This window comes from Actinomadura geliboluensis (assembly GCF_043197915.1).
Classification (GTDB): domain Bacteria; phylum Actinomycetota; class Actinomycetes; order Streptosporangiales; family Streptosporangiaceae; genus Spirillospora; species Spirillospora geliboluensis.
In genome coordinates, this window is sequence record NZ_JBICUA010000002.1 from 262,847 (window position 1) to 285,355 (window position 22,509).

At 69.9% G+C, this 22,509-nt stretch carries 21 protein-coding genes, 1 tRNA gene and 1 pseudogene; 11 read left to right on the forward strand and 12 right to left on the reverse strand.

What is annotated here, in order from left to right:
- Positions 1-148 precede the first annotated feature (148 nt).
- The 3 genes from ACGFI1_RS06770 to ACGFI1_RS06780 form a co-directional block, all read right to left on the reverse strand.
- The gene (locus ACGFI1_RS06770) at positions 149-1,696 is read right to left on the reverse strand and encodes a relaxase/mobilization nuclease domain-containing protein (protein ID WP_392783801.1); all 1,548 of its coding nucleotides are present in this window, start codon (positions 1,694-1,696) and stop codon (positions 149-151) included.
- On the reverse strand, positions 1,693-2,112 hold the full coding sequence (locus ACGFI1_RS06775) for a plasmid mobilization protein (RefSeq protein ID WP_392783803.1): 420 nt from the start codon (positions 2,110-2,112) through the stop codon (positions 1,693-1,695). Before ACGFI1_RS06775 ends, ACGFI1_RS06770 begins: the two co-directional genes overlap by 4 nt.
- 367 nt (positions 2,113-2,479) lie before the next feature.
- A complete protein-coding gene (locus tag ACGFI1_RS06780; RefSeq protein WP_392783805.1) occupies positions 2,480-2,941 on the reverse strand; it encodes an ATP-binding protein in 462 nt (153 codons plus the stop codon).
- A 340-nt stretch (positions 2,942-3,281) separates the two neighbouring features.
- Here ACGFI1_RS06780 and ACGFI1_RS06785 point away from each other — a divergent pair, with 340 nt between their 5' ends.
- Positions 3,282-4,724 carry a helix-turn-helix domain-containing protein gene (locus tag ACGFI1_RS06785; RefSeq protein WP_392783808.1) on the forward strand — a complete coding sequence of 481 codons (1,443 nt, stop codon included), beginning with the start codon at positions 3,282-3,284 and terminating at the stop codon, positions 4,722-4,724.
- 14 nt (positions 4,725-4,738) lie between these two features.
- Positions 4,739-5,278: an NUDIX domain-containing protein gene (locus tag ACGFI1_RS06790; protein WP_392783811.1), complete on the forward strand. Its 540-nt coding sequence runs from the start codon at positions 4,739-4,741 to the stop codon at positions 5,276-5,278.
- A 907-nt stretch (positions 5,279-6,185) separates the two neighbouring features.
- Here the strand turns inward: ACGFI1_RS06790 and ACGFI1_RS06795 are convergent.
- Entirely contained in the window at positions 6,186-7,010 is an 825-nt protein-coding gene (locus ACGFI1_RS06795) for a hypothetical protein (RefSeq protein ID WP_392783814.1), read from the reverse strand.
- Entirely contained in the window at positions 7,007-7,414 is a 408-nt protein-coding gene (locus tag ACGFI1_RS06800; RefSeq protein WP_392783817.1) for a RusA family crossover junction endodeoxyribonuclease, read from the reverse strand. Before ACGFI1_RS06800 ends, ACGFI1_RS06795 begins: the two co-directional genes overlap by 4 nt.
- 56 nt (positions 7,415-7,470) lie before the next feature.
- Between ACGFI1_RS06800 and ACGFI1_RS06805 the strand changes: the two are divergent.
- Positions 7,471-7,918 (forward strand): annotated as a pseudogene (locus ACGFI1_RS06805) (transposase); the annotation flags it as partial.
- A 403-nt stretch (positions 7,919-8,321) separates the two neighbouring features.
- Here ACGFI1_RS06805 and ACGFI1_RS06810 read toward each other — a convergent pair.
- The 4 genes from ACGFI1_RS06810 to nagA form a co-directional block, all read right to left on the reverse strand.
- Positions 8,322-8,398 (reverse strand) — tRNA-Ala (locus ACGFI1_RS06810).
- Between the two features lie 47 nt (positions 8,399-8,445).
- Complete coding sequence (locus tag ACGFI1_RS06815) at positions 8,446-8,967, reverse strand: hypothetical protein (protein WP_386872942.1); 522 nt, start codon at positions 8,965-8,967, stop codon at positions 8,446-8,448.
- A gap of 215 nt (positions 8,968-9,182) precedes the next feature.
- Positions 9,183-9,812: a GNAT family N-acetyltransferase gene (locus tag ACGFI1_RS06820; RefSeq protein ID WP_392783820.1), complete on the reverse strand. Its 630-nt coding sequence runs from the start codon at positions 9,810-9,812 to the stop codon at positions 9,183-9,185.
- A 74-nt stretch (positions 9,813-9,886) separates the two neighbouring features.
- On the reverse strand, positions 9,887-11,002 hold the full coding sequence (gene nagA, locus ACGFI1_RS06825; RefSeq protein ID WP_386872939.1) for an N-acetylglucosamine-6-phosphate deacetylase: 1,116 nt from the start codon (positions 11,000-11,002) through the stop codon (positions 9,887-9,889).
- Between the two features lie 94 nt (positions 11,003-11,096).
- On the opposite strand from nagA, the gene ACGFI1_RS06830 reads away from it, so the two are divergent.
- Complete coding sequence (locus tag ACGFI1_RS06830; RefSeq protein ID WP_392783824.1) at positions 11,097-11,930, forward strand: DeoR/GlpR family DNA-binding transcription regulator; 834 nt, start codon at positions 11,097-11,099, stop codon at positions 11,928-11,930.
- A gap of 22 nt (positions 11,931-11,952) precedes the next feature.
- On the opposite strand, the gene ACGFI1_RS06835 is transcribed toward ACGFI1_RS06830, so the two are convergent.
- Positions 11,953-13,125 (reverse strand): class I tRNA ligase family protein, encoded by a 1,173-nt coding sequence (locus ACGFI1_RS06835; RefSeq protein ID WP_392783826.1) that lies wholly within the window; start codon positions 13,123-13,125, stop codon positions 11,953-11,955.
- A gap of 283 nt (positions 13,126-13,408) precedes the next feature.
- Here ACGFI1_RS06835 and ACGFI1_RS06840 point away from each other — a divergent pair, with 283 nt between their 5' ends.
- On the forward strand, positions 13,409-13,858 hold the full coding sequence (locus ACGFI1_RS06840; RefSeq protein ID WP_392783828.1) for an ATP-binding protein: 450 nt from the start codon (positions 13,409-13,411) through the stop codon (positions 13,856-13,858).
- Positions 13,859-13,860: 2 nt separating this feature from the next.
- Positions 13,861-14,286 (forward strand): VOC family protein, encoded by a 426-nt coding sequence (locus ACGFI1_RS06845; RefSeq protein ID WP_386872931.1) that lies wholly within the window; start codon positions 13,861-13,863, stop codon positions 14,284-14,286.
- Between the two features lie 21 nt (positions 14,287-14,307).
- On the opposite strand, the gene ACGFI1_RS06850 is transcribed toward ACGFI1_RS06845, so the two are convergent.
- The gene (locus ACGFI1_RS06850) at positions 14,308-15,204 is read right to left on the reverse strand and encodes a hydroxymethylglutaryl-CoA lyase (RefSeq protein WP_386872929.1); all 897 of its coding nucleotides are present in this window, start codon (positions 15,202-15,204) and stop codon (positions 14,308-14,310) included.
- A 127-nt stretch (positions 15,205-15,331) separates the two neighbouring features.
- Between ACGFI1_RS06850 and ACGFI1_RS06855 the strand changes: the two genes are divergently transcribed.
- The 5 genes from ACGFI1_RS06855 to ACGFI1_RS06875 are packed head-to-tail and all read left to right on the forward strand — an operon-like array spanning position 15,332 to position 21,835.
- Positions 15,332-16,006, forward strand: a complete 675-nt coding sequence (locus tag ACGFI1_RS06855; RefSeq protein ID WP_301176319.1) for a GntR family transcriptional regulator — start codon at positions 15,332-15,334, stop codon at positions 16,004-16,006.
- Complete coding sequence (locus ACGFI1_RS06860; protein ID WP_138636116.1) at positions 16,007-17,230, forward strand: CaiB/BaiF CoA transferase family protein; 1,224 nt, start codon at positions 16,007-16,009, stop codon at positions 17,228-17,230.
- Positions 17,231-17,256: 26 nt separating this feature from the next.
- Positions 17,257-19,317: a hydantoinase/oxoprolinase family protein gene (locus tag ACGFI1_RS06865; RefSeq protein ID WP_386872926.1), complete on the forward strand. Its 2,061-nt coding sequence runs from the start codon at positions 17,257-17,259 to the stop codon at positions 19,315-19,317.
- Positions 19,317-21,212 (forward strand): hydantoinase B/oxoprolinase family protein, encoded by a 1,896-nt coding sequence (locus ACGFI1_RS06870; RefSeq protein ID WP_392783830.1) that lies wholly within the window; start codon positions 19,317-19,319, stop codon positions 21,210-21,212. Before ACGFI1_RS06865 ends, ACGFI1_RS06870 begins: the two co-directional genes overlap by 1 nt.
- Entirely contained in the window at positions 21,209-21,835 is a 627-nt protein-coding gene (locus tag ACGFI1_RS06875) for an isochorismatase family protein (RefSeq protein ID WP_392783833.1), read from the forward strand. Before ACGFI1_RS06870 ends, ACGFI1_RS06875 begins: the two co-directional genes overlap by 4 nt.
- Here the strand turns inward: ACGFI1_RS06875 and ACGFI1_RS06880 are convergent.
- Complete coding sequence (locus ACGFI1_RS06880; protein WP_392783835.1) at positions 21,828-22,454, reverse strand: TetR/AcrR family transcriptional regulator; 627 nt, start codon at positions 22,452-22,454, stop codon at positions 21,828-21,830. The two genes, ACGFI1_RS06875 and ACGFI1_RS06880, sit on opposite strands and share 8 nt — an antisense overlap.
- Positions 22,455-22,509: the final 55 nt, after the last annotated feature.

Here is a 22,509-nt window from a genome sequence, read left to right on the forward strand (position 1 = left end):
GATCGTGGACATGACCGTCCTTCCTGTTGAGGAGCAGCAGGCAGATAGCTCTGCCGCTCCATGACGTTGTTTACGCTCCGTAATTGTGCCCGTGCCTTGATCATGACTCCACGACTCCAGAGGCCTCGGCGAGTCACGCCCTGCACGGTCAGCGCTTGGACGCTCCCCTGCGAAACTGTGGTCCCTGGTTTGGACGGACAGAAGGTGCGGCTGTCGCGACCAACCCCTCGCCCAGGGGTACTGGGAAGGACTCGGCCGCAAGCCGAGCCATTTCCCTTCCCTCCTCAAGCGTCTCCGAGACGCTTGGCGGCATCGGTACGGTCGGCCCAGCCGCCATCCGCCGAATGGCGTGCAGCCGCCCGGCGGCCCGGCGTGCGGCATCAGCCTGGGCGAGGCGCTGCTGGGCAAGACGATGCTCGGCCGCCGATTCGATGAGGTCGGCGATGTTCGCTATGAGGAACAGCAGATCGACGGTGAGGTCCCTTTTCTGCTCGCGTCGGTCTCCCCAGCCGACGTTGGTGACCGCGAGCATCCGCGCTACTGCTCGTAGGACGCTTCCGTACGGTGTGACTGGTGGCGGGCGGCCGTACGGTTCCCGGGCGGCGCGGTCGTAGGCGTCGGCGGCCTCGGCCAGTTCACGGTTGCCGGTGATGTCCGCCGTGACGTGCAGAACGTCGGCGGCCGCCGCCGCGAGGTCAGCGCGGACACCCGGATCACGGAGCGTTCGCATCTGCCAGGCCGCTGTCCCGGCCGCTCGGGTGGCCTCCCGGTAGGCCGCAGCTCGCACGTCGTGGTCGGCGGACCAACCCGGCATCCACCTGCGCGACCGGGCCGGCGGCCGCCGGGCCTCGCTGTCCGTCCACCGGTGGCGCAGCTTGGGCAAGGTCAGGTCGGCGGCGAGCTTGCCACCGGAGAAGAAGACCGGTTCACCCGCCGAGTTGGTGTACTCGGGCACCGCGACGGCGTACCCGGTGACCTCCCCGGGCGTCCGGACGCTGAATCTCAGCCGCACCGCCAGTCCGCGCTCGCGCAGGCCGGCGAAGAACGCCTCCTCGCTGCCGGATGCTGCAGCGGCTGCGGCCACGTGCCGACGCAGCACGACACGGGGCGGTTCCTGCAGCCCGGCGCGCTGAGCCCGTTCCAGCTCAGCCCGCGAAGGACGCGGTGCCGCCGTCCGGTCCGCGGGCGCGGTCCGGCACAGCCCGTACCGTTGCTCGACGACCTGGCACGCGGTGCGGGCCTTGAGGTAGTCGCGGGTGATGTTCGGTCGGTGCCCGTCCTCGCGCGTGAGTGTGGCCACGACATGGATGTGATCGTCGGCATGGCGCACGGCGATCCATCGGCATGCCTCGACGTCACCGCGTGGTGCGATGCCGGTCTGGTGCATCAGCTCCTCGGCGACGTCGGCCCACTCCTCATCGGTCAGGAGACGATCGGTCGGGGCGGTCCGCAGCGAGCATTGCCAGACCGGCTCGGCGGGCCGGCTGCGCCTCATCGTTTCCAGCGGAGAGCGCAGCACCTCGGCCAGCGGCCGGAGACGGCGCTTCCCGTCCGCGCGCCTGGCTGGTTCCAGGGCGGCCGGGTGCCGGTACCCGACAACGATGTGAGGATCGGTGTGCTCGTTGCGGTTGCCCGGCCCGAAAAGATAGCGCAGCAGGTTGCCGACATCGGCGCCGCGCGTGACCTTCGCGATCACGGCAGCCGTCGACCGAGTTCCACGATGACGGCCTCGGTCCGCCGCACCACCTGGAAGCAATACTCCGCCAACCACGTCACCGATTCCGGAACCTGGCCGCGGGCGTTGGCATGGCGCACAAGCTGGTTGAGGTTGACCCCAACTGCGTTGACCTGACGGCTGGCATTCCGCAACTCCGCATGCATCGCCACGAGTGCCCCGTCCAGGGGCCGCTGCTCCCGGATCGCGGTGCGCACCATCCTTATGACGAACGCGCTACAAGCGAGCCCCGCTCGCGTCGCCGCCTTATGGATCTCCTTGTACTCCGCATCGCTGACGCGGATTCTCAGTTCCCGCTCCCGCCGTCGTCCACCGCCGAGTTTGGCTCGACGCTCCAGCGGCCCCGACCCGTCGCCGCCTCGCTTGGCTGTCGGCATATACCTCCGCCCCTGGCTTTTGAGGGACCGCGCTCGGTCCCCTGCCTGGCCAGTGTGATCTTCCGAGCGGAAGTTATCCACAACAGGTAGCGCTCTACCAGCTATCTTGCATCCCGTGTTGGACCGGTTGGGAATTCGGTCTAGCTGGCGCGCTAATTCCAAACGCGATTCACGAATGACGTGCAGTGCCGAGAACTATCAAAACGTCCACGTTCCAGGAGAGGCTCCCGTGGTACTCTACGCGCAGCAACAACGAGAACCGCCGCAATCGTCACCTGTGCCGGAATTTCCTCCAGCAGGCCAAGTCATCGCTCGCCACTCTCTTCACAGAGGTGATGACGGGTCTCGTACTTCCGGCGCGCGAGAGTCATGAAGCTGGCAGCTCTGCCCACACCACTTTGCCACCGCCCTGGGTCGGGTACCAGCCCCACTTGTCACAGTAGGCGCGGACGACGAACAGCCCGCGTCCACCCTCGGATTCGAAGTCGGGCAGTTGCTCGACCGGCGGTTCGTCGCTGCTGTCCCACACCTCGACAAGCAGCATGGCCGGCCCGTAGGAGAGCTGCAGCCGTACCCTCGCGAGTTGTGAAAGTTCAGTGAAGCGGAGGGTGAGCGGGGCCTTGGCGTATGCCTCTTGCTGGCGCACGTCGAGCGTGCCGGTCGCCCTCACCGCGTTACTGATGAACTCGGTGATCACAAGCTTTGCGTCACCGAGCGGGACGCAGGCGTCCCATCGCTTCAAGACCTCCTCGGCATGGCGACGCGCCCAGTACGCAGCGTTGGGAAGCGCAATCAGTGTCAGCCCACTCTGATGCGTCCAAGTGTTCACTATGCCGCTCCCATATGACCAGATCGATTAGAAGCAGGGTCGGTGCCGAAGCCCGGGTTCACGCAGACGTCGCAATGGGGGAAACAACATCTGCCGACGGCACCGACCCTGCGCTTGAGGCACGGCTGGCAGGCTCCCCTCCAGTTCGCCTGCCAGCCGTGCGCATTGCACCCTCCGCGCGAGGTTGACCTTGCGGTGTGTGACTAGCTTCCGATCTGGAGCGCTGGCAAGCTACGCGAGTTCGGCATACCGTTTATGCGCTTAAGGTATAACGAAGAGGAAGTTACCAGCAGGCGACAAGCACCGACCGAAAACGATCAACAGGAAGTCACCGTCGGCTATGAAATCCGGGGATAATGCCCGCATTTGCCACAGTTGTGGCGCACGCCTGGCACGCAGCAACCCGGACGCGAAATGTGCCCCCTGCCAGGCCAAGGCGCGTGACCGCTTCATCGAGCCACCGACCGTGCCCGCTGCCTTCTGGAGCGCCGAACCGCTTCGAGCAGCCCTGAGCGACTGGCACGTGGGGCGGCTCATCCGGGCATACCGGCACCACCCTCACCATGGCCCCCGCGCACTGCCCCAGGACGTTGTCGCGCGCTGGCTCAACATCACCCAGACCCAACTCAGCCGCATCGAGAGCGGCCCGCCGGTGACCGACCTCGACCGCCTCATCCCCTGGGCCCGTACCCTCGGCGTCCCACCAAGCCTGCTGTGGTTCAAGCTCCCAGAGGAGCCGCGGCCGCCTGCCGCAGCCCACCGCCCGCAGTCACTCGTCGCTCCATCGCTACCTGCAGCCCTTCAGTACGCCGCGCTCAACCCGCTCGGCAGCGCAGAGCCGCCCAGCGACGATCCGGACATGACAACGCTGTATGCCTTCCGCGCGGCAGACCGGCAGGTCGGCGGCGGCCACCTCTACCCCACGGTCACCAGCTACCTGCAATCCACACTCGCACCCCGCCTGTTCGGCAGCCAGACCAGCCGCGCACCCACCAGCATTTTCACCGCAGCGGGCGGCTTCACCGAGATGGCCGGCTGGATGGCTCACGACGCCGGCCACGACCAGATCGCCCGCCGGCACTTCCGCCGTTCGCTCGACCTGGCCCAGATGGGTGGAGACCCGCAACTCACCGCCCACGTCTACGCCAGCATGAGCCACCTGTCCCTCCACCAAGACGAGCCCGGCCAGGCCATAGCCCTGGCCCGCCAAGGACACGCCGCACTCGATGACAACCCGCCAGCGCCGGTACTCTCCGCACGGCTCTACGCGATGGAAGCACGCGGCCTGGCCGCGCTGGCCGATCAAACCGCCTGCGCAGGCGCGCTGAAGAAGGCCGAAAAAGCGCTCGAACGCTGCTGCGACGAGAGGCCGTCACCGTGGGTCAGCCCCTTTGACGCAGGCTCGCTGGCGAGCGAAGCCGCCCGCTGCATGCGCCAACTCGGCGAACTGACCGAAGCCGAGCGCCAAGCCCGACGCATCATCGAGCTTCGTGCCGACAGCCACACCCGCAGTCGAGTCTTCGCCAAGCTGCTCTTGGTGACCGTGCTCATCGCACAAAGAAGACCAGACGAGGCCTGCTCTCAAGCACGCGAGATACTCGACCTCATCCAGGGACTGAGTTCACACCTCGTGACGCAACAACTCGACGAGCTGCATGCCCTGCTCGGGCCGTACCGGAGGAACACCACAGTCGCTGAGTTCCTGCCCCGCCTAGAAGGTACCCTCCGGAGCCGACGCGATCTCTACAGTTGGCTCAGTAGCAACGCCACCCGAGCAGGTTAGGCCGAGGAGAATCGATGCCTCCACAAGAACCGCTCTACGAGCGTGACCCCGAGGCATGGCACGCTCACCTTGCCGAAGGCAACGCCACCCAGCCCCGCAAACGCGTCGGCGCCGACGCCCTCATCCGCGACCCGGCCGGTCGGATACTCCTCGTCGACCCAAAATACAAGCCGGACTGGGACCTGCCCGGCGGCATGAGTGAGGCCAACGAGCCACCAACCGAGACCGTCCGTCGCGAGCTAAAGGAAGAACTCAACCTCGACCTACGTCCTGGACAGCTCCTATGCATCGACTGGGTACCCCCGCACGGTCCGTGGGACGACTCGATAATGTTCATCTTCGACGGCGGCATCCTGGATGGGAGCCAGATCGCGAACCTCAGCCTGAACGACGACGAACTAAAAGCCTTCATATTCTGCACCAAGAACGAAGCCGCCAAACGCCTCCGCCCATACGTCTGGCGCCGCACACACGCAGCCCTGAGTGGCCTGCAAGAGGGCAAGACCCTCTACTTGCAAGAGGGACACACTGACAAGCCGGTCGAGGCACCTTGAGGTTTCCTGAGATTCCTGGCTTCACCCAAACTTACAGCCGCTTCCGGATACTCTGCTCACATGCGTCCGTAGGACGGTGAGCGAGTTTGGCTCGAGCATGATGGCGTAATAGAGCTCAAAGCCGCGCCGAGATCGACGTCTTCTTCCACGGCGACGCCCTGGACAGTGCTCCGATGCCCCAGCAACTCGAACTGCCGCGAGGATAACATTTGACCCAGCAGCAACATATGGCTGGCGGCCCCGCGTGCAGGGGAAGAAGAAGAGCTCGCTGGCGCCGATGTGCACCCATATCATCCGGCAATCGCGATATCCACGGTCTTAACCGCCGAAGCTGCGCGCATATTTATCCCACACGGATTCAGGGACGTTGATATGCAGACGAGACCGCTCGCGCTTCGTGTGAGTGGTTCTGGCGGTGCCAATATCAAAGAGGATAGTTTGCAAAACTATGACGCCATAGTCAAGGCGGTATTGACAAAGCCACTAAAGGGTCAACCTCACCCTCATTGTTAGCGGCGCGCTATCGATGCAACTCGAACTACATATGGCGAATCCCCCGTCCCCAATCTAGGTGGGGAAGTTAATGTCTTCAAATGCCTCAGCGTGAATCACGAGACATAGGCGAGAGAGCTCGGCCGGCCGAGCTTAGCCGAACTCTCCTGGTGGGCGACGAACGTCCGGATGTGCATGATTGTCACCGTGCTTGGTATTCTGCGACAGATCCACGTGACGTACGTTGAGAGACAGGTTCAAACTGCATAGCGGCGCTTTGAACGACTATCCGGAGCAACGATTGGTTGCGCTGAGCTTCCGTCGCCGTCCGTCGACGCTCCCAACTGGCACGACTGCAGCTTCGACTTCGTCCTGTGGCAGCACGGATAGTCGTGATTAACGAAAAACTCTCTGGCTAGTCTCTATCGAGAATGCGTCCAACGATTTCTTCCTTCAGCTCGTTAGAGGCGCCAGGAAAAGCAGTCGTAACTAGTTTCTTAATATGCTCAGCTTCTCGTCTGCGTGCCCGCTTATCGGAAGAAATCGGACGGTCTGACAGGGAACCCTCGATCCAGTCAATCATGTTATCGGGTGAGATAAAGTCAGGGCTTGAAAATCTTCTCACACAAAAATTAATCTCATCGAATAGATCTGGATTCTTCACGGCATAGCGCCAATCATGGACCAGGTGATTGCGACTGCGTGCGAGCCGTTCCAGTCGGAAGAGATCATCCTCAGAGATTGCCCCATGGCTGCGGAGCTCTGCAGCCTGTATGGTGACGTCTCGCGTCCAAACATTGACCGAGAAGGAGTCTGCCACTACCTCAAGGGCGCCTTCGAGGGCAAGCCATGCGAGCGCAACGGCTGCGGCCTCATCTACTTCGCGAATACGTGCCGCGTGGTTCACCAAGCGCACTGGCTCTTCAGGGTCGACGCCTTCGGGAAGCCTTCCAATCCAAAGCAAGTCGACCCTATAGCCGTCAGGAAGACGAGTCTTTTCATTGTCGACAGCGAGCGTTTCAAGGTCCTTGGCATTGCCAAAAGACTTGACCAGAATGGCCACTACTTGGTCCTCGCGACGTGCAATTAGGTCAGGCTCGAGATCGCGCACCTGGACAGGCAAATCATGCTTCTTGGAAAAATCGTCCGAAGAAGTTACCGTGTAGCCGTCCTCGATGTACTGGCTAACAATTGAATTGATTCTATTTTCCCAGTACCGAGACCGGGAGGTCGCACTCATGGCAACTCCTTATGGTCTGGTGGGGAATCAAGCTTTATGTGCACGAATGGGATGCCTTGAGTGAATCCCTTGGCGAGCTGCGGAGTGATCCCCCGGACGATGTATGCGCCGTTGAGATCGCGGAGGCTTCCTTGAACGTCGGTTAGGTGCTTGTCGTCGTCGTACACCACGCCAACAAGAGCATCTTGAATCGGCTTCAGCATGTTGTCGACGTCGAGCGGAGCGCCCAGGTGGAAGCAGGTTACTCTCAGTGACAACGGTTCGGCCAGTGGCGGGATGCCCGCCGGCCACGCGGTCCGTGCCGCAGCCGTGACCGCCGCTTTCCACTGTCTACGCCGTGCCGAACTGCCCTGGACGGAGGCAGGAGTGCCCGGAACCACTACGTCCCACGGCAGCTCCAACATAGTGAGAGTCTACCTGGTCCGAGCCGGTCTGACCGGGCGCCTTTGGGCGAAGCGAGCCGGAGTCGGCGCATCCGGGGGCGAAGAAGGCGCTGGCGGAGATCTGGAACGCCGAGGACAAGGACCACCCACTTGCCGCGGTGAAGGCATTCGAGGCGGCCTACGGCGCCAAGTCCGGCGAGGCCGTCGCCGGGCTGGTCGACGACCTGCTGTCGTTCTATGACTTCCCAGCCGAGCACTGGATCCACCTGCGCACGACCAACCCGATCGAGATCACCCTCGCCACGGTCCGCCACCGCACCAAGGTCACCAAGGGACCTGGTTCACGGGCCGGCGGCTGGCCATGGCGTTCAAGCTCATCGAGTCCGGCCAGACCCCCGGCGGGCGGTCAACGCACCCCACCTCGTCGTCCTCGTCCGCGCAGGAGCGACCTTCATCAACGGCAAGCTCGTCGAACACCTCGACGACCGACCAGAAGCCGCCTTTAAGGGAATCCGAACCCCGTGACCGCGATGCGCAGCCCACCTGCACGCCACACGCAACCACCGCCCACCGGGTTGGCTTGATCCTACGAGGTGCTGGCCGCGGCAGACTGGAAGGGGACATCACGTGTGCGATGGGCGCGGGGTTGGGTGCACGGCCGCGCCGTCCCGTATCAGCAGCTGAGTCGCTCGGTGGGCGGTGGGCCGGGGTGGCGGGGCGCAAATGCATCCTCAGTTAATGACCTTGCGCCGCAGCGGCTGAGGGCTACATCACGAGGCCGTGACCGTGGCGTTGTGGCATGAGGTGGGGTGTCTGGGTGGCCAGGGCGTGTCATCTGGTGCCGCTTGGTCTTGGTGGCAACGTGGTGGCAAATGATCAGAGGCCGGTCTAGGATTTCTCCTGAACCGGCCTCTGACCTGGGTGTTCCTGGTGGAGCTGAGGGGATTTGAACCCCTGACCCCCTCGATGCGAACGAGGTGCGCTACCGGACTGCGCTACAGCCCCAACGACTCCGTAAGGTTAGCAAACATCCGGGGGTGCTCGCGCATCGGTTACTCGCCGACGGCCCGGCGGTCGTCGGCGTACTGGTCGAAGACCTCGTCGGGGGTGACGAGTTCGATGACCTCGGCCGGTTCGGCCTCCTCGGCGGCGCGGCGGGCTTCGAGGGCCCGGGCGCGGGCGGCGGCGGCGCGGGCGGCCTCGGCGGCGGCGCGGCGGCGGGCCGCGTCCATGCCCACGGCCACGCGGAGCAGGGCCAGGTGGCCGGCCAGGAGGGCGGCCGGGGGCAGGGTGACCCACCAGGGGGCGACGCCGGACGCGACGACGGCGCCGGCGGTGACGAGCAGGGCGGCCAGGCCCGTCGTGCGGCGGCGGCGCCGGGCGATGACGGTGGCGCGGGTCACGCGGCGGCGGGGTTCGGGGGCCGCGGTCTCCTCGGGCTCCTCGGCCTCGTCGTCGCGCTTGTGGAGCAGGCGGGAGATCCCGGACGCCTCGGTGTCGCGGCGCAGCCACATGGGCACGAGGACGACCGCCCAGACGGCGACGATGGCGAGGTACAGAACGGTGCTGCTCACCGGCCCCACCGTCCCAGGGCACGCTCAGTAGGCGGGCCGACTTTCGGCGCGCGAACGTGCAATGGGAGCAGGGTCACGCCCCGCACGGTACGAGGGGCTGTCAGAGGTTGACGAGCATAAGGGGCGGTGTGTCGCGAGATCGATCTCGCCGTTACTCTCCGTTTGCCCGGCCTTCTCGTTCGCAGGATTCTTACGGCCGGAAAGTCACGGGCGGCTCAGCCGCCTCGGGGAAATGCCTGTTTGCGGTCGGCGAGCCAGCGGGCGCGCAGGCCGCCGGGGACGTCCTCGACGGTGAGGGCGTAGCAGATGTGGTCGCGCCAGGCGCCGTCGATGTGCAGGTGGCGGCGCCGAATTCCCTCTTCGCGGAATCCGAGTTTTTCGACGACGCGGCGGCTGGCGGTGTTCTCCGGGCGGATATTCGCTTCGAGGCGGTGCAGGCCGACGGTGAAGAAACAGTGGTCGACGGCGAGGGCGACGGCGGTGGGAATGACGCCGCGTCCGGCCACTCGCTTGTCGACCCAGTAGCCGATCTGCGCGGAGCGGGCGGAGCCCCAGACGATCGCGCCGATGGTGAGCTGGCCGGCGAACTCGTCGTCGTGGGTGACGACCCAGGGCAGGGCGAGGCCCTGCCGGGCCTCGCGGCGCATGGTGTGCACCATGCTGATGTAGGGCCCGAGGCCGCTGCGGAACAGCGGCGTCTCCGGGTTGGTGGGCTCCCAGGGGCGGAGCCAGTCGGCGTTGCGGACGCGCAGTTCGCGCCAGGCGGCGGCGTCGCGGTGCCGCAGCGGGCGCAGCCCGACGGGACCCTCGGTCAGCGTGACCGGCCATCCCCGTAGACGTTCCACGGTTCCATGATTCCCTTGTCGGACGTCTGGACGCCATCAATTCTCGCCGAGAATTCGGGCACCCGGGACGATCGTCACACCCGGCGTCCCCGCTTCATCACCCAGTCGACGCGGAGGTCGTCGTCGAGGACGACCAGATCGGCGTCCTTGCCGGGTTCGAGGGAGCCGGTGCGGTCGTCCAGGCCCAGCGCGCGGGCGGGGACGAGGGACGCGGCGCGGGCGGCGTCCTCGATCGGCAGGCCGAGGCTCGTCACGGCGAGGCGGAACGCGTCCGCCATGGTGATCGTGCTGCCGGCGATGGAGGTCCCGCCGGCGAGGACGGCGCGGCCGTCGCGGACCTCGACGTCCATGACGCCGAGGCGGTAGGCGCCGTCGCCCATCCCGGTGGCGGCCATGGCGTCGGTGATCAGCGCGACGCGGGGGGTGGCGGCGAACGCCAGCCGCGCCACGGCGGGCTCCACGTGGACGCCGTCGTTGATCAGCTCGACGGTGACGCGGGGGTCGTTCAGCGCGGCGGCGATCGGCCCGCCCTCGCGGTGGTGCAGCGGCCGCATGGCGTTGAACAGGTGCGTCGCGACGCGGGCGCCGGCGTCGAAGGCGGCGCGGACGGTGGCGCCGTCGGCGTCGGTGTGGCCGACGGCGGCGATGACGCCGGCGGCGGCGGCGTCCCGGACGAGGTCGAGGCCGCCCGGCAGCTCCGGCGCGACGGTGATCATGCGCAGGTGGCCGCGGCCGAGCCGGACGAGCCGCTGGAACTCGGCGGTGTCGGGGTCGCGCAGCAGCGCCGGGTCGTGGGCGCCGCAGCGGTCGTGGGACAGGTAGGGGCCCTCCAGGTGGATCCCGGCGATCAGGCCGTCCGCGGCGAGGTCGGCGAGACCGGTGACGGCGTCGGCGAGTTCGTCGGCGTCGCCGGTGACGAGGCTCGCCATCGTGGTCGTGGTGCCGTGCGCGAGGTGGAAGGACACGGCGCGGTCGGCCCCGTCGGGACGCTGGTACGACACGCCCGCGCCGCCGTGGACGTGCATGTCCACGAAGCCGGGGACGACGTGGCGGCCGGCGAGGTCGATCTCCTCGCCCGCGGCGGCGGTGGCGATCTTGCCGTCGGCGATGTGCAGGTCCCCGTGCCGGACGCCGTCCGGCAGGACGATCCGGGCGTTGGTCAGGGTCAGCCCGGGGGCCGGCTTCGACATGGGACTCCTTCGCTGCTCGCCGCTGATCATTGCTGATTGTTCCACCGCGGGAACGTGCAGGTAAGGCCAGGGGCGCGCAGGCTAGAATCCTCGGATGACCTTCGCCCCGGACGGTTCCCCGCACGCCGGAAAGGGGGCCGGTGTGTCCCGGCACGAGCGCTGGAACGCGCTGCTCGAACTGCTCGCGGACGCGGGCCGGCTGACGGTGGAGGAGGCGGCCCGGCGGATGGGGGTGTCGGCGGCGACGATCCGCCGCGACTTCGACCAGCTCGCGCAGCAGCAGATGCTGGCCCGCACCCGCGGCGGCGCCGTGGCGCAGAGCGTCAGCTACGACCTGCCGCTGCGCTACAAGGCGGCGCGGCGCGCGTCGGAGAAGCAGCGGATCGCGGCGGCGACCGCCGAGCTGGCGGTGCCCGGGTCGATCATCGGGCTGAACGGCGGGACGACGACCTCGGAGGTCGCCCGGGTCCTCGCCACCCGCGCCGACCTGCACGCCGAGGGCGCGACGCCGGCGCTGACGATCGTGACGAACGCGCTGAACATCGGCAACGAGCTGGCCGTCCGGCCGCATGTGAAGATCGTGCTGACCGGCGGGGTGCCGCGGCCGCAGTCCTACGAGCTGACCGGGCCGCTGGCCACCGGGATCTTCGACCAGGTGACGCTGGACGTGGCGATCATCGGGGTGAACGGGGTGGACGCCCGGCACGGCGCGACCTGCCACAACGAGGGCGAGGCCGACGTGAACCGGCTGATGGCCGAGCGCGCCGAGCAGGTCGTCGTGGTGGCGGACGGCTCCAAGGTCGGGCACCGGGCGTTCGCCCGGATCTGTCCCGTCGGCGACATCGACGTCCTGGTCACCGACGAGACGGTGCCGGACGCGGAGGTCGCGGCGTTCACCGAGGCCGGCGTCCGGGTGATCCGCGCCTAGCGGCCCTGCCCAGCGGGCCCTGTCAGGCGAGTGCCAGCAGGTGGAGGGCGAGCCGTGCCGACCCGGCGCCGTCCTGTTGGGCGATGGCCAGCGCGGTGGGGACGTCCAGGTCGTCGAGAAGCGCCTGCGTGACGGCCTCCTCGGCGGTGGCGGACGAGGGGCGGCGCCCGGCGGCGGTGTGGAGCCGGTCCAGGACGGCCGCGGCCTCGTCGAGGGCCTCCGGGGTGTAGTCCCAGGGTTCCCGCCAGGGCGCGGTGATGAGCATGAGCCGGACGGCGACGGCCGGGTGGTCGGGGACGAGGTCGGAGACGAGCACCAGGTTCCCGGTGGACTTGGCCATCTTCTCGCCGTCCCGGCGGACCACGCCCACGTGCAGCCAGGCGCGGGAGAAGGGCCGCACGCCGGTCAGCGCCTCGGCCATGGCGGCCTCGTAGGCGTGGTGCGGGAAGCGCAGGTCGGCGCCGCCGCCGTGCAGGTCGACGGCGGGGCCGAAGATGGTCATGGCCATCGCGGCGCACTCGGCATGCCAGCCAGGGCGGCCGGGGCCCCACGGGCTGGGCCAGGCGGGCTCGCCCGCGCGCGACGGCCGCCAGACGGCGACGTCGAACGGGTGCTCCTTGGCGGGGTCGCCGGGGTCGTCGCCGTACTCGGCCAGCAGCGCGCGGGCCTCGTCCTCGCCGAGTCCGACGCGGCCGGGGACGTCGGCGCCGCGGAAGAGCACCGCGCCGTCCCGCAGGTAGGCGTGGCCGGACGTGAGGAGCCCCTGCGCGAGCGCGATGACCTCCCGGACGTGGTTGTGGGCCCGCGGCTGGTGGTCGACGGCGTGGACGCCGAGCAGGTCGAGGTCGCGTTCGAAGTAGTACTGCTGGACGGCGGCGAAGCTGTCGTAGGGGCTGCCGGCGCGGTGCGCGGCCTGGTCGAGCACGTCGTCGACGTCGGTGACGTTGCGGCAGACGCGCACGGTCCCGCCGGCGTGCCGCAGGACGCGCGCGGCGATGTCCGCCCAGACGAAGGTGCGGGCGTGGCCGAGGTGGGTCGCGTCGTACGGGGTGATCCCGCAGACGTACATGCGGGCGGGTCCGGCGACGGGCAGCGGGCGGCCGCCGAGCCGGAGGGTGCGGTCGGGCGCGCCGGCGGCGCCGCCCGCGCCGCCGCTCGCGGGGGCGCCGCCGTTCACGGGTGCGGTGGAATCCACGGGAACGCGTTCCTCACGCTGGTCGGGAGGCCCGGGGGCCCTGGCACTCGATGAGGTTTCCTCCCAGTGTGCGAAAAATGCGGTAAAGGCAGTACCCCCGGCGTCCCTCCGCTTGGCGACCTCGCCGCCGGGCGCGGGGCGCGGCGGGGCATGCCGAACCTGAAAGGTCCCGTCTAACGTGCCGGTGATCAGGGAAGACCCCCGTTGGGCGGGCCTCGCCGTTCGCTCGCGAAGGGGACCATGGACGCTTGCCCTGGGGCAACGAGTGCGCTCGGAGGACGCCATGACCGGCAGCGGGGAGCGCGTCGGCGATCCGCCGGACACGGAGGCGCCGCCCGCCGAGCGGGCCGCGCGCCCGCGGCGGCTGCCCTTCGACGCCGCCGCGCTGAAGGCGGCGCGGGCGCTGGTGGTCGAGGGCGCGGCCGAGGCCGGGCTCGACGAGGACCGGATCCAGGACGCCGAGCTCATCGCCAGCGAGCTGACCGCCAACTCGATAGAGCACGGCGGCGGCGCCGGGGTGCTGTGGATCTGGCATGACGCCACCCACCTCGTCATCGAGGTCAGCGACGCGGGCCACATCGCCGACCCGCTGGCGGGCCGGCGCCCGGTGCCGCCCGACTCGATCGGCGGGCGGGGGCTGCTGCTCGTCCATAAGCTCGCCGACTTCGTCCGCATCCGGACAGAACCCGGCAGAACCGTCATCCGGGCCTACTTCACCCGCGCGATGATGTGATCATGACGGAGATCTCAGCGCAGGGCTACGGACCGGACCACGCGTCGCCGTTCACCTTCGCCGTGCACCATGTGCAGATCGCGATCCCGCCCGGCAGCGAGGACGCCTGCCGCGCCTTCTACGTGGACGCCCTCGGCATGAGGGAGATCGCGAAACCGCCGGTGCTGGCCGCGCGTGGCGGACTCTGGGTGCGCGCGGACGCGCTGGAGATCCATCTCGGCGTCGAGGAGGACTTCCGCCCCGCCCGCAAGGCGCATCCCGGCATCCGCGTCGACGACCTGGACGCCCTCGCCGAACGGCTCGCGAAGCACGGCACCGAGGTGGCCTGGGACGACGCCTTCCCAGGCCACCGCCGTTTCTACGCCTTCGACAACCTGGGCAACCGGCTGGAGTTCCTGCAGCGGGACGGTACGCGCCCCGAATGGTGACCGGCCGCCCGGCCGCGCCCGTCAGGACGCGGGGAAGGGCCCGGCGCGGCCGAGCAGCGCCTGCACGGGGCTGTCCAGCCGTTCGCTCAACCAGGCCGCCGTCTCCGTCACCGGGGCCATCTGGACGCCGGTCCTGACGCCCATCCGGTCCAGCGCGTAGACCAGGTCCTCGGTCGCGATGTTGCCGGTCGCGGCGGGCGCGAACGGGCAGCCGCCGAACCCGCCGGTGCTCGCGTCCAGCGCGCTCACCCCGTGGTCGAGCGCGGTCAGCGCGTTCGCGTAGCCGGTGTTGCGCGTGTTGTGGAAGTGGCAGCGCAGCGGCACGCCGGGCGCGATCTCGGCGGCGCCGGTCAGCAGCGCGCGCACCTGCGCCGGGACGCCGACGCCGATCGTGTCGGCCAGCGCGATCTCGTCGGGCTCGCTCTCGGCGATCCGCCGCACCAGGCCGAGGACGCGCTCGGCCGGCACCTCGCCCTCGAACGGGCAGCCGAAGGACGCCGCGATCGTGACGCTGCGGAACAGCCCGGCGGCGCGCGCGTCGGCGGCGATCCGCGCCCAGTTGGCCAGCCCCTCCTCGACCGAGCAGCCCTGGTTGCGGCGGCTGAACTCGTCGGTCGCCACGACCACCACGTTGACCTCGTCCACGCCGGTGGCGAGCGCCCGGTCGAGGCCGCGCGGGTTGAGGACGAGCCCCGCGTAGCGCACCCCGTCCGGCCGGGGGACGCGCTCCATCACGGCCTCCGCGTCGGCCATCTGCGGGACGCGCTTGGGGTTGACGAAGCTGACCGCCTCGATCCGCCGCAGCCCGGCGGCGATGCTCCGCTCGATGAGCCGCACCTTGTCGGCGGTGGGCAGGATCGCGGCCTCGTTCTGCAGCCCGTCCCTGGGCCCCACCTCGATGACTTCGACGTCCGCCATGGGCCCTTCCCTTGTATGCAATCTGACGACATGCCGAGAATCGGCCAGGTACAACCCTTGTGTCAAGCGACCGAAATGCTTATCTTGCATGCAATCGACCGCTGAGGAGGTTCGGATGGTCCGTGCCGTGGACCGTGTGTACACACGGCTGCGCGCCGACATCCTGGACGGCGTCCACCCGCCCGGGGCACGGCTCGGCGAGGCCGAGCTGGCCGAGCAGACCGGCTCCAGCCGGACGCCGGTCCGGGAGGCGCTGCGCCGGCTGGAGGTCGAGGGGCTGGTCGAGGTGCTGCCGCACCGCGGCGCCCGCGTCCCCGACTGGACGCCGGAGGACCTGGAGGAGATCTACGACCTGCGGATGCTGCTGGAGGGCGCCGCCGCGCGGCGGGCCGCCACCCGGATCGAGCCGAAGGACGTGGACCGCATGGACGAGCTGTGCGGCCTCATGGAGCGGGCGGCGGGCCCCGGCGACGGCCAGGACCTCGACCGCGTCGCGGAGCTGAACGCCGAGTTCCACGGCATCGTCCGCGCCGCGGCGGCGAGCGCCCGGCTGGTGTCGATGCTCAACGCCGTCGTCCAGCTGCCGCTGGTGATGCGCACCTTCCACCGGTACTCGCCGGACGACCTGGCCCGCAGCTCCGCGCACCACCGGGAGCTGGCCGCCGCGCTGCGGGCGGGCGACGGCACCTGGGCCGAGTCGGTGATGCGGGCGCACGTGCTCGCCGCGAAGGCCGTCCTCCTCCGCGCCTCCCGCCGCCCCGCAGACGACCCAGACGACGACACCGAAACGAGGATCCGCTAGATGTCAACGCACGACGGCGCCGCTCAGGACGCCCGGGGACCGCTCGCCGACCTGCGCGTGGTGGAGATGGGGCAGTTGCTCGCCGGCCCCTTCTGCGGCCAGCTGCTCGGCGACTTCGGCGCCGAGGTGATCAAGCTGGAGTCGCCGGGCGCGGGCGACCCGATGCGCCAGTGGGGACGGGAGAAGCCGCACGGCAAGTCCCTGTGGTGGCCGGTGGTCGCGCGCAACAAGAAGTCGGTGACCTGCAACCTGCGCACCGCCGAGGGCCAGGACCTGGCGCGGCGGATCATCGAGCGGGCCGACATCGTCGTGGAGAACTTCCGCCCCGGCACGCTGGAGCGCTGGGGCCTGGACTTCGACGCGCTCCGCGAGGCGAACCCGGGGCTGATCCTCGTCCGCGTGTCCGGTTTCGGGCAGAGCGGCCCGTACGCGCCGCGCGCCGGGTACGGGTCGATCGGCGAGGCGATGGGCGGCATCCGGTACGTCACGGGCGACCCGGAGAACCCGCCGTCCCGCGCGGGGATCTCGCTCGGCGACTCGCTCGCCGCCGTGTTCGCCACGATCGGTGCGCTCGTCGCCGTCCACCACCGGAGCAACACCGGCCGGGGCCAGATCGTCGACTCGGCGATCTACGAGGCGGTGCTGGCGATGATGGAGTCGCTGCTGCCCGAGTGGGCCGTGGCCGGCTACCAGCGCGAGCGCACCGGCTCGGTGCTGCCGAACGTGTCGCCCAGCAACGTGTACCCGACCGCGTCCGGCGAGATGATCCTGATCGCCGCCAACCAGGACACCGTGTTCGGACGCCTCGCGAAGACGATGGGCCGCCCCGAGCTGGCCGAGGACCCCCGGTTCGCCGGGCACGCCGACCGGGGCCGCAACATGGCCGAGCTGGACGAGCTGATCTCCGCCTGGTCGGCGACGCTCGGCACCGAGGCCCTGCTGGAGACGCTGCACGAGGGCGGTGTCCCCGCCGGCCGCATCTACACGGCCAAGGACATGTTCGACGACCCGCACTTCGCGGCCCGCGAGGCCATCGTGCGGCTCGTCCACCCGGACTTCGGGGAGCTCCCGATGCACAACGCGTTCCCCAAGCTCAGCGAGACGCCGGGATCGGTGCGGCACGCCGGTCCCGCGCTCGGCGAGCACAACCGGGAGGTGTACGGCGGCCTCCTGGACCTCGGAGAAGAAGAGATCGCCGCGCTGGCCGAGCGCGGAGCCATCTAGAGCAGGTACGGCATCGGGAGACCGACATGGGTTATCGCCTAGGCGTCGATGTAGGAGGCACGTTCACCGACGTGCTGCTGGTGGACGAGGAGACCGGCGTCAGCCACCGCGCCAAAACGGCGTCCACTCCGGCGGACCAGTCCGAGGGCGTCCTCAACGGGATCCGCAAGGTGTGCCGGGACGCGGGGATCGAACCGGCCGAGGTCGCGCACGTGCTGCACGGCACCACGGTCGCGACCAACGCGATCCTGCAGGGCAGGGGCGCGCGGGTCGGGCTGGTCACGACCGAGGGGTTCCGGCAGGTGCTGCAGATCGGCCGGTCCTTCGTGCCGGGCGGGCTGGCCGGCTGGATCATCTGGCCGAAGCCGGAGCCGCTGGCCCGGCTGGAGCACACCGTGGAGATCCCCGGCCGGATCACGGCGGACGGCGAGGTCGTCACCCCGCTGGACGAGGACCGCGCCCGCGCGGCGCTGCGCCGGCTGGCCGGGGCCGGGATCGAGGCGCTCACCGTCTCGCTGATCAACTCGTACGCGAACGACGCGCACGAGCGGCGGGTCGCGGAGCTCGCGGCCGAGGAGCTGCCGGGCGTGCCGGTGTCGCTGTCCAGCCACGTGCTGCCGGAGATGCGGGAGTACGAGCGGACCGTCACGACCGTGGCGAACAGCTACGTGCAGCCGGAGGTCGCCCGGTACGTCGGCAACCTCGACCGGTCGCTGACGGGCAGCGGGATCGCGGCGCCGCTCGCGGTACTGCGCAGCGACGGCGGCCTCACGCGGGCCGACAAGGCGGCCGAGGACCCGGTGTCGCTGCTGCTGTCCGGCCCGGCGGGCGGGGTGACCGGCGCGGTGTGGTTCGCCGAGCAGGCCGGGTTCCCCGACTTCCTCACCTTCGACATGGGCGGGACGTCCACGGACGTCGCGCTCGTGCTCGGCGGGCGCCCGCGCATCGGCCGGGAGACGAGCGTCGGCGACCTGACCGTCCGGGCGACCAGCGTGGACGTCCGCACGGTCGGCGCGGGCGGCGGCTCGATCGCGCACGTCCCCGAGCTGACGAAGGCGCTGCGGGTCGGCCCGCAGTCGGCGGGCGCCGACCCCGGCCCGGCCGCCTACGGCACCGGCGGCACCGACCCGACGGTCACCGACGCCAACGTGGTCCTCGGCTACCTGCCGACGGAGCTCGCGGGCGGGGAGATCTCGCTGGACGTCGAGGCCGCCCGCAAGGCGGTCGGCACCGTCGCCGAGGCGATGGGCCTGCCGAGCGTCGAGGCCGCCGCGGCGGGGATCATCGACATCGTCAACGAGAACATGCTGGGCGCGCTGCGGCTGATCAGCGTCCAGCAGGGCTTCGACCCGCGCGAGTTCGCGCTGATGTCGTTCGGCGGCGCGGGCCCGCTGCACGCCAACGCGCTCGGCCGGCTGACCGGCTCGTGGCCGGTGATCGTGCCGCCGTCGCCGGGCGTGCTGTGCGCCTACGGGGACGCGACGACCTGCGCCCGCGACGAGAGCGCCCGCACGATGGTGCGCCGCTTCTCCACCCTCGACGACGCCGAGCTGCGCGCCGCGCTCGCCGAACTGGCCGACGCCGCCGCCGGGCGGCTGGAGGCCGAGGGCGTCCCGCGCGACAGCCAGACCGCGACGTACCAGTTCGACCTGCGCTACCACGGGCAGGGCTTCGAGATCCCGGTCGAGGTCGACCGCGCGACCGTGGACGGCGACCTGCTCGCCGAGCTCGGCGCCGCGTTCGACGCCGAGCACAAGCGGCTGTTCTCGTTCCTGCTCGACAACGAGCGCGAAGTGATCAACCTGCGGGTCACCGTGAGCGGCCCGCGCCCCGAGGTCGCCTGGCGCACCCTCCCGGAGGGCGACGGCGACCCGGCCGCGGCGCTGGTCCGCGAGACCGAGGTGTGGATGGACGGCGCGTCCGTGCCCGCCCGCATCTTCGACCGTTCCAAGCTGCGCGCCGGGGACGTGGTGCCCGGACCGGCCGTCGTGGTCGAGATGGACTCCACCACCCTCGTCCTGTCCGGGCACGCCGCGACCGTGCACCCGAGCGGCAGCCTGCTGATCCGTCCCACTGAGGAGGGCTGATGGCCGAGATCCTGCAGACCACCACGGAGCCGGTCGGCCGGGTGGAGGTCGACCCGGTGACCCTGGACATCATCGAGAACGCGCTGCGCAACGCGCGGCACGAGATGGACGAGGTGCTGTTCCGCACCGCGCTGTCCCCGGGGATCCGCGAGCAGCACGACGAGTTCCCGCTGATCGCGGACCCGTCCGGGAAGATGGTCGTCGGCCAGTTCGGCCTGTCGGTGCCCGACTTCCTGGAGAACTTCGACGGGACGATCGGCGAGGGCGACATCCTCATGACGTCCGACCCGTACGCGTGCGGCGCCGCGATCAGCCACGCCAACGACTGGCTGCTGGTCGTGCCGATCTACCACGGGGGCCGGCTCGTCGGCTGGTCGTCGATGTTCGGCCACATGTCGGACGTGGGCGGCAAGACGCCGTCGTCGATGCCCGCCGACGCCCGCACCATCTACGAGGAGGGCGTGGTCGTCCCGCCGTTCAAGCTGTACGAGGGCGGTGAGCTGAACGAGGCGGCGCTGCGCATCATCCTCAACCAGGTGCGGATGCCCGACTGGAACCGCGCCGACCTGAACGGCCTCGTCGCGGCCTGCACGACGGCGGCGCGGCGGGTGACCGAGCTGTGCGACCGGTTCGGCGTCGAGACCTACCTGTCCGCGCTGGACGCCCTGCTCGACCGCAACTACCAGGCGATGAAGGTGCTTCTCGCGACCCTCTTCGAGGACGGGCAGACGCTGGAGTTCGCCGACTACATCTGCGACGACGGCTGCGGCTACGGCCCCTACGAGCTGAAGATCTCGCTCACCCGCACCGGCGAGAAGATCCACCTCGACTTCAGCCACGCCGCGCCGCAGGCGGTCGGGCCGATCAACTACTTCATCAACGAGAACCTCGTCCGGATGTTCTTCGGCATCTACGTGATCACGGTCGCGGACCCGCAGATCCTGTGGAACGACGGCTTCTACCCGCTGATCGACGTGACGATCCCCGAGGACTCGTTCTGGAAGCCGCGCCACCCGGCCGCGCTGAACGCCCGCAACCACGGCATCGGCCGCGTGTTCGACCTGTTCGGCGGGCTGCTCGGGCAGACGAACCCGGAGATCCTGAACGCGGCCGGGTTCTCCTCCTCGCCGCACTTCATGTACTCGGGGCACTACACGTCCGGGCCGCGCGAGGGCGAGTGGTTCCAGCTGTACTCGATCGGGTTCGGCGGCGTGCCGGGGCGCCCGGTCGGGGACGGCCCCGACGGGCACTCGCTGTGGCCGTCGTTCGTCAACATCCCCTGCGAGTACCTGGAGTCGTACTACCCGCTGCGCATCGAGCGGTGGGAGACGATCGCCGACTCCGGCGGCGCCGGCCTGCACCGGGGCGGCAACGGCGTCGACGTCGCGTACCACTTCGAGGAGCCCGGCACGATCGCGATCCACGACGACCGCTGGCTCACCTACCCGTGGGGCGTGAACGGCGGCCGTCCGGGGGAGCGGGGCCGCAAGTGGATCGACCGGGCGGACGGCACGCGCGAGGTGCTGCCCAGCAAGGTCCACGACGTGCCGGTGGCGCCGGGCGACGTGCTGCACTTCGTGACGTGGGGCGGCGGCGGATGGGGCGACCCGCTCGCCCGTCCCGCCGAGCTGGTCGCGACGGAGGTGCTGCGCGGCCTCGTGACGGCCGAGGGCGCCCGCGACGGGTACGGCGTCGTCTGCACCGACGACGGCGTCCTCGACGTGGGGGCCACCGAGCTGCTGAGGGCGAAGATGGCCGCCGACCGGACGGAGATCCCCGTGTTCGACATGGGCCCGCCGCTGGCGGAGATCCTCGCCCGCTGCGAGGAGGAGACCGGGCTGCCCGCGCCGCGCCCGCCGGTCGACGTCCGCTCCGCGGAGGCGCTGCGCCGATGACCGGCCCGGACGACCTGATGGCGGACTACCGGGAGTCCGGCTTCGGCGAGAGCCTCGGCTGCGGCGACGCCCCGGCGGTGCTGGTGGTCGACTTCGCCCGCGCCTACCTGGAGGACGGGTCGCCCCTGCGCGCCCCCGTCGAGGACGCCCTTGCCGCGGCGATCACCCTGATCGGCGCGGCGCGGGACGCCGCCGTCCCGGTGCTGTTCACGCGGGTGGCATACCAGCCGGGCGGCGCGGACGGCGGGCTTTTCCGCCGCAAGGTGCCCGCGCTGCGGGTGTTCGAGGAGGGGAGCCCCCTCGGCGACTTCGCCGAGGGGGTCGCCCCCCGGCCGGGGGAGACCGTCGTCACCAAGCAGTACGCGAGCGCGTTCCACGGGACGTCGCTGGCGGCGACGCTGACCTCGTCCGGCATCGACACCCTGTTCATCTGCGGGCTCTCCACGAGCGGCTGCATCCGGGCCACGGCCACGGACGCGCTGCAGCACGGGTTCCGCCCGCTGGTGGTGGACGAGGCGTGCGGTGACCGCGACCCGCGCCTGCACGCCGCCAACCTGCTCGACCTCCAGGCCAAGTACGCCGACGTCGTCTCCCTCGACCGCGCCCTGGAGCTGATCACCTGACCGCGGCGGTGCCGTGGAGCGCGAGGGAGAGCTCCACGGCGCTGTCGACGACCGCGTCGAGGTCGTCGCCGAGCCGCCCGTCCGCCCACCGCTGGGCCAGTTCGGTCATCGCGCCGGTGAACATGGTCGCGGCGACGACGACCGGGAGCCGCGGGTTCTCGATGTTGCTCATCGCGAGGACGCCGTCCAGGAGGGCGGTCTGGGCGGCGCGGCGCCGCTCGGCCAGCACCTCGTTGCCGCGCGCCTCGGCGAACAGCACGCGGCCGCGGCGCGGGTCGTCGCTGATGAAGCGGAGCACGCCGCGGATGCCGGTGCGCGTCCGGGCGTCCGGGCTCGGCCCGGCCTCGTCGAGTGCGGCCGCCAGCGCCTCGCCGAGGGCCGCGGCCTCCCGGTCGTAGACGGCGGCCAGCAGCTCGTCGGTATCGGGGAAGTTCTCGTAGAAGTACCGGGTGTGCAGTTCGGCCTCCCGGCACACGGCGCGCACCGTGAGGGCGGCCTCGCCCTCCTCGCCGAACAGCCGGTACGCGGCCCTGACCAGCATGTCGCGCCGCTCGTCCCGCCGCCGGCTCGCGGGCACCCCGGCCCACCGGGTGGACGTGGCCGTGCGCGCGTTCGCCATGCCCCGACGATACCCCCGGCCCGCGCCGGGCATCCCCAGTCTGGACACGGGTGTA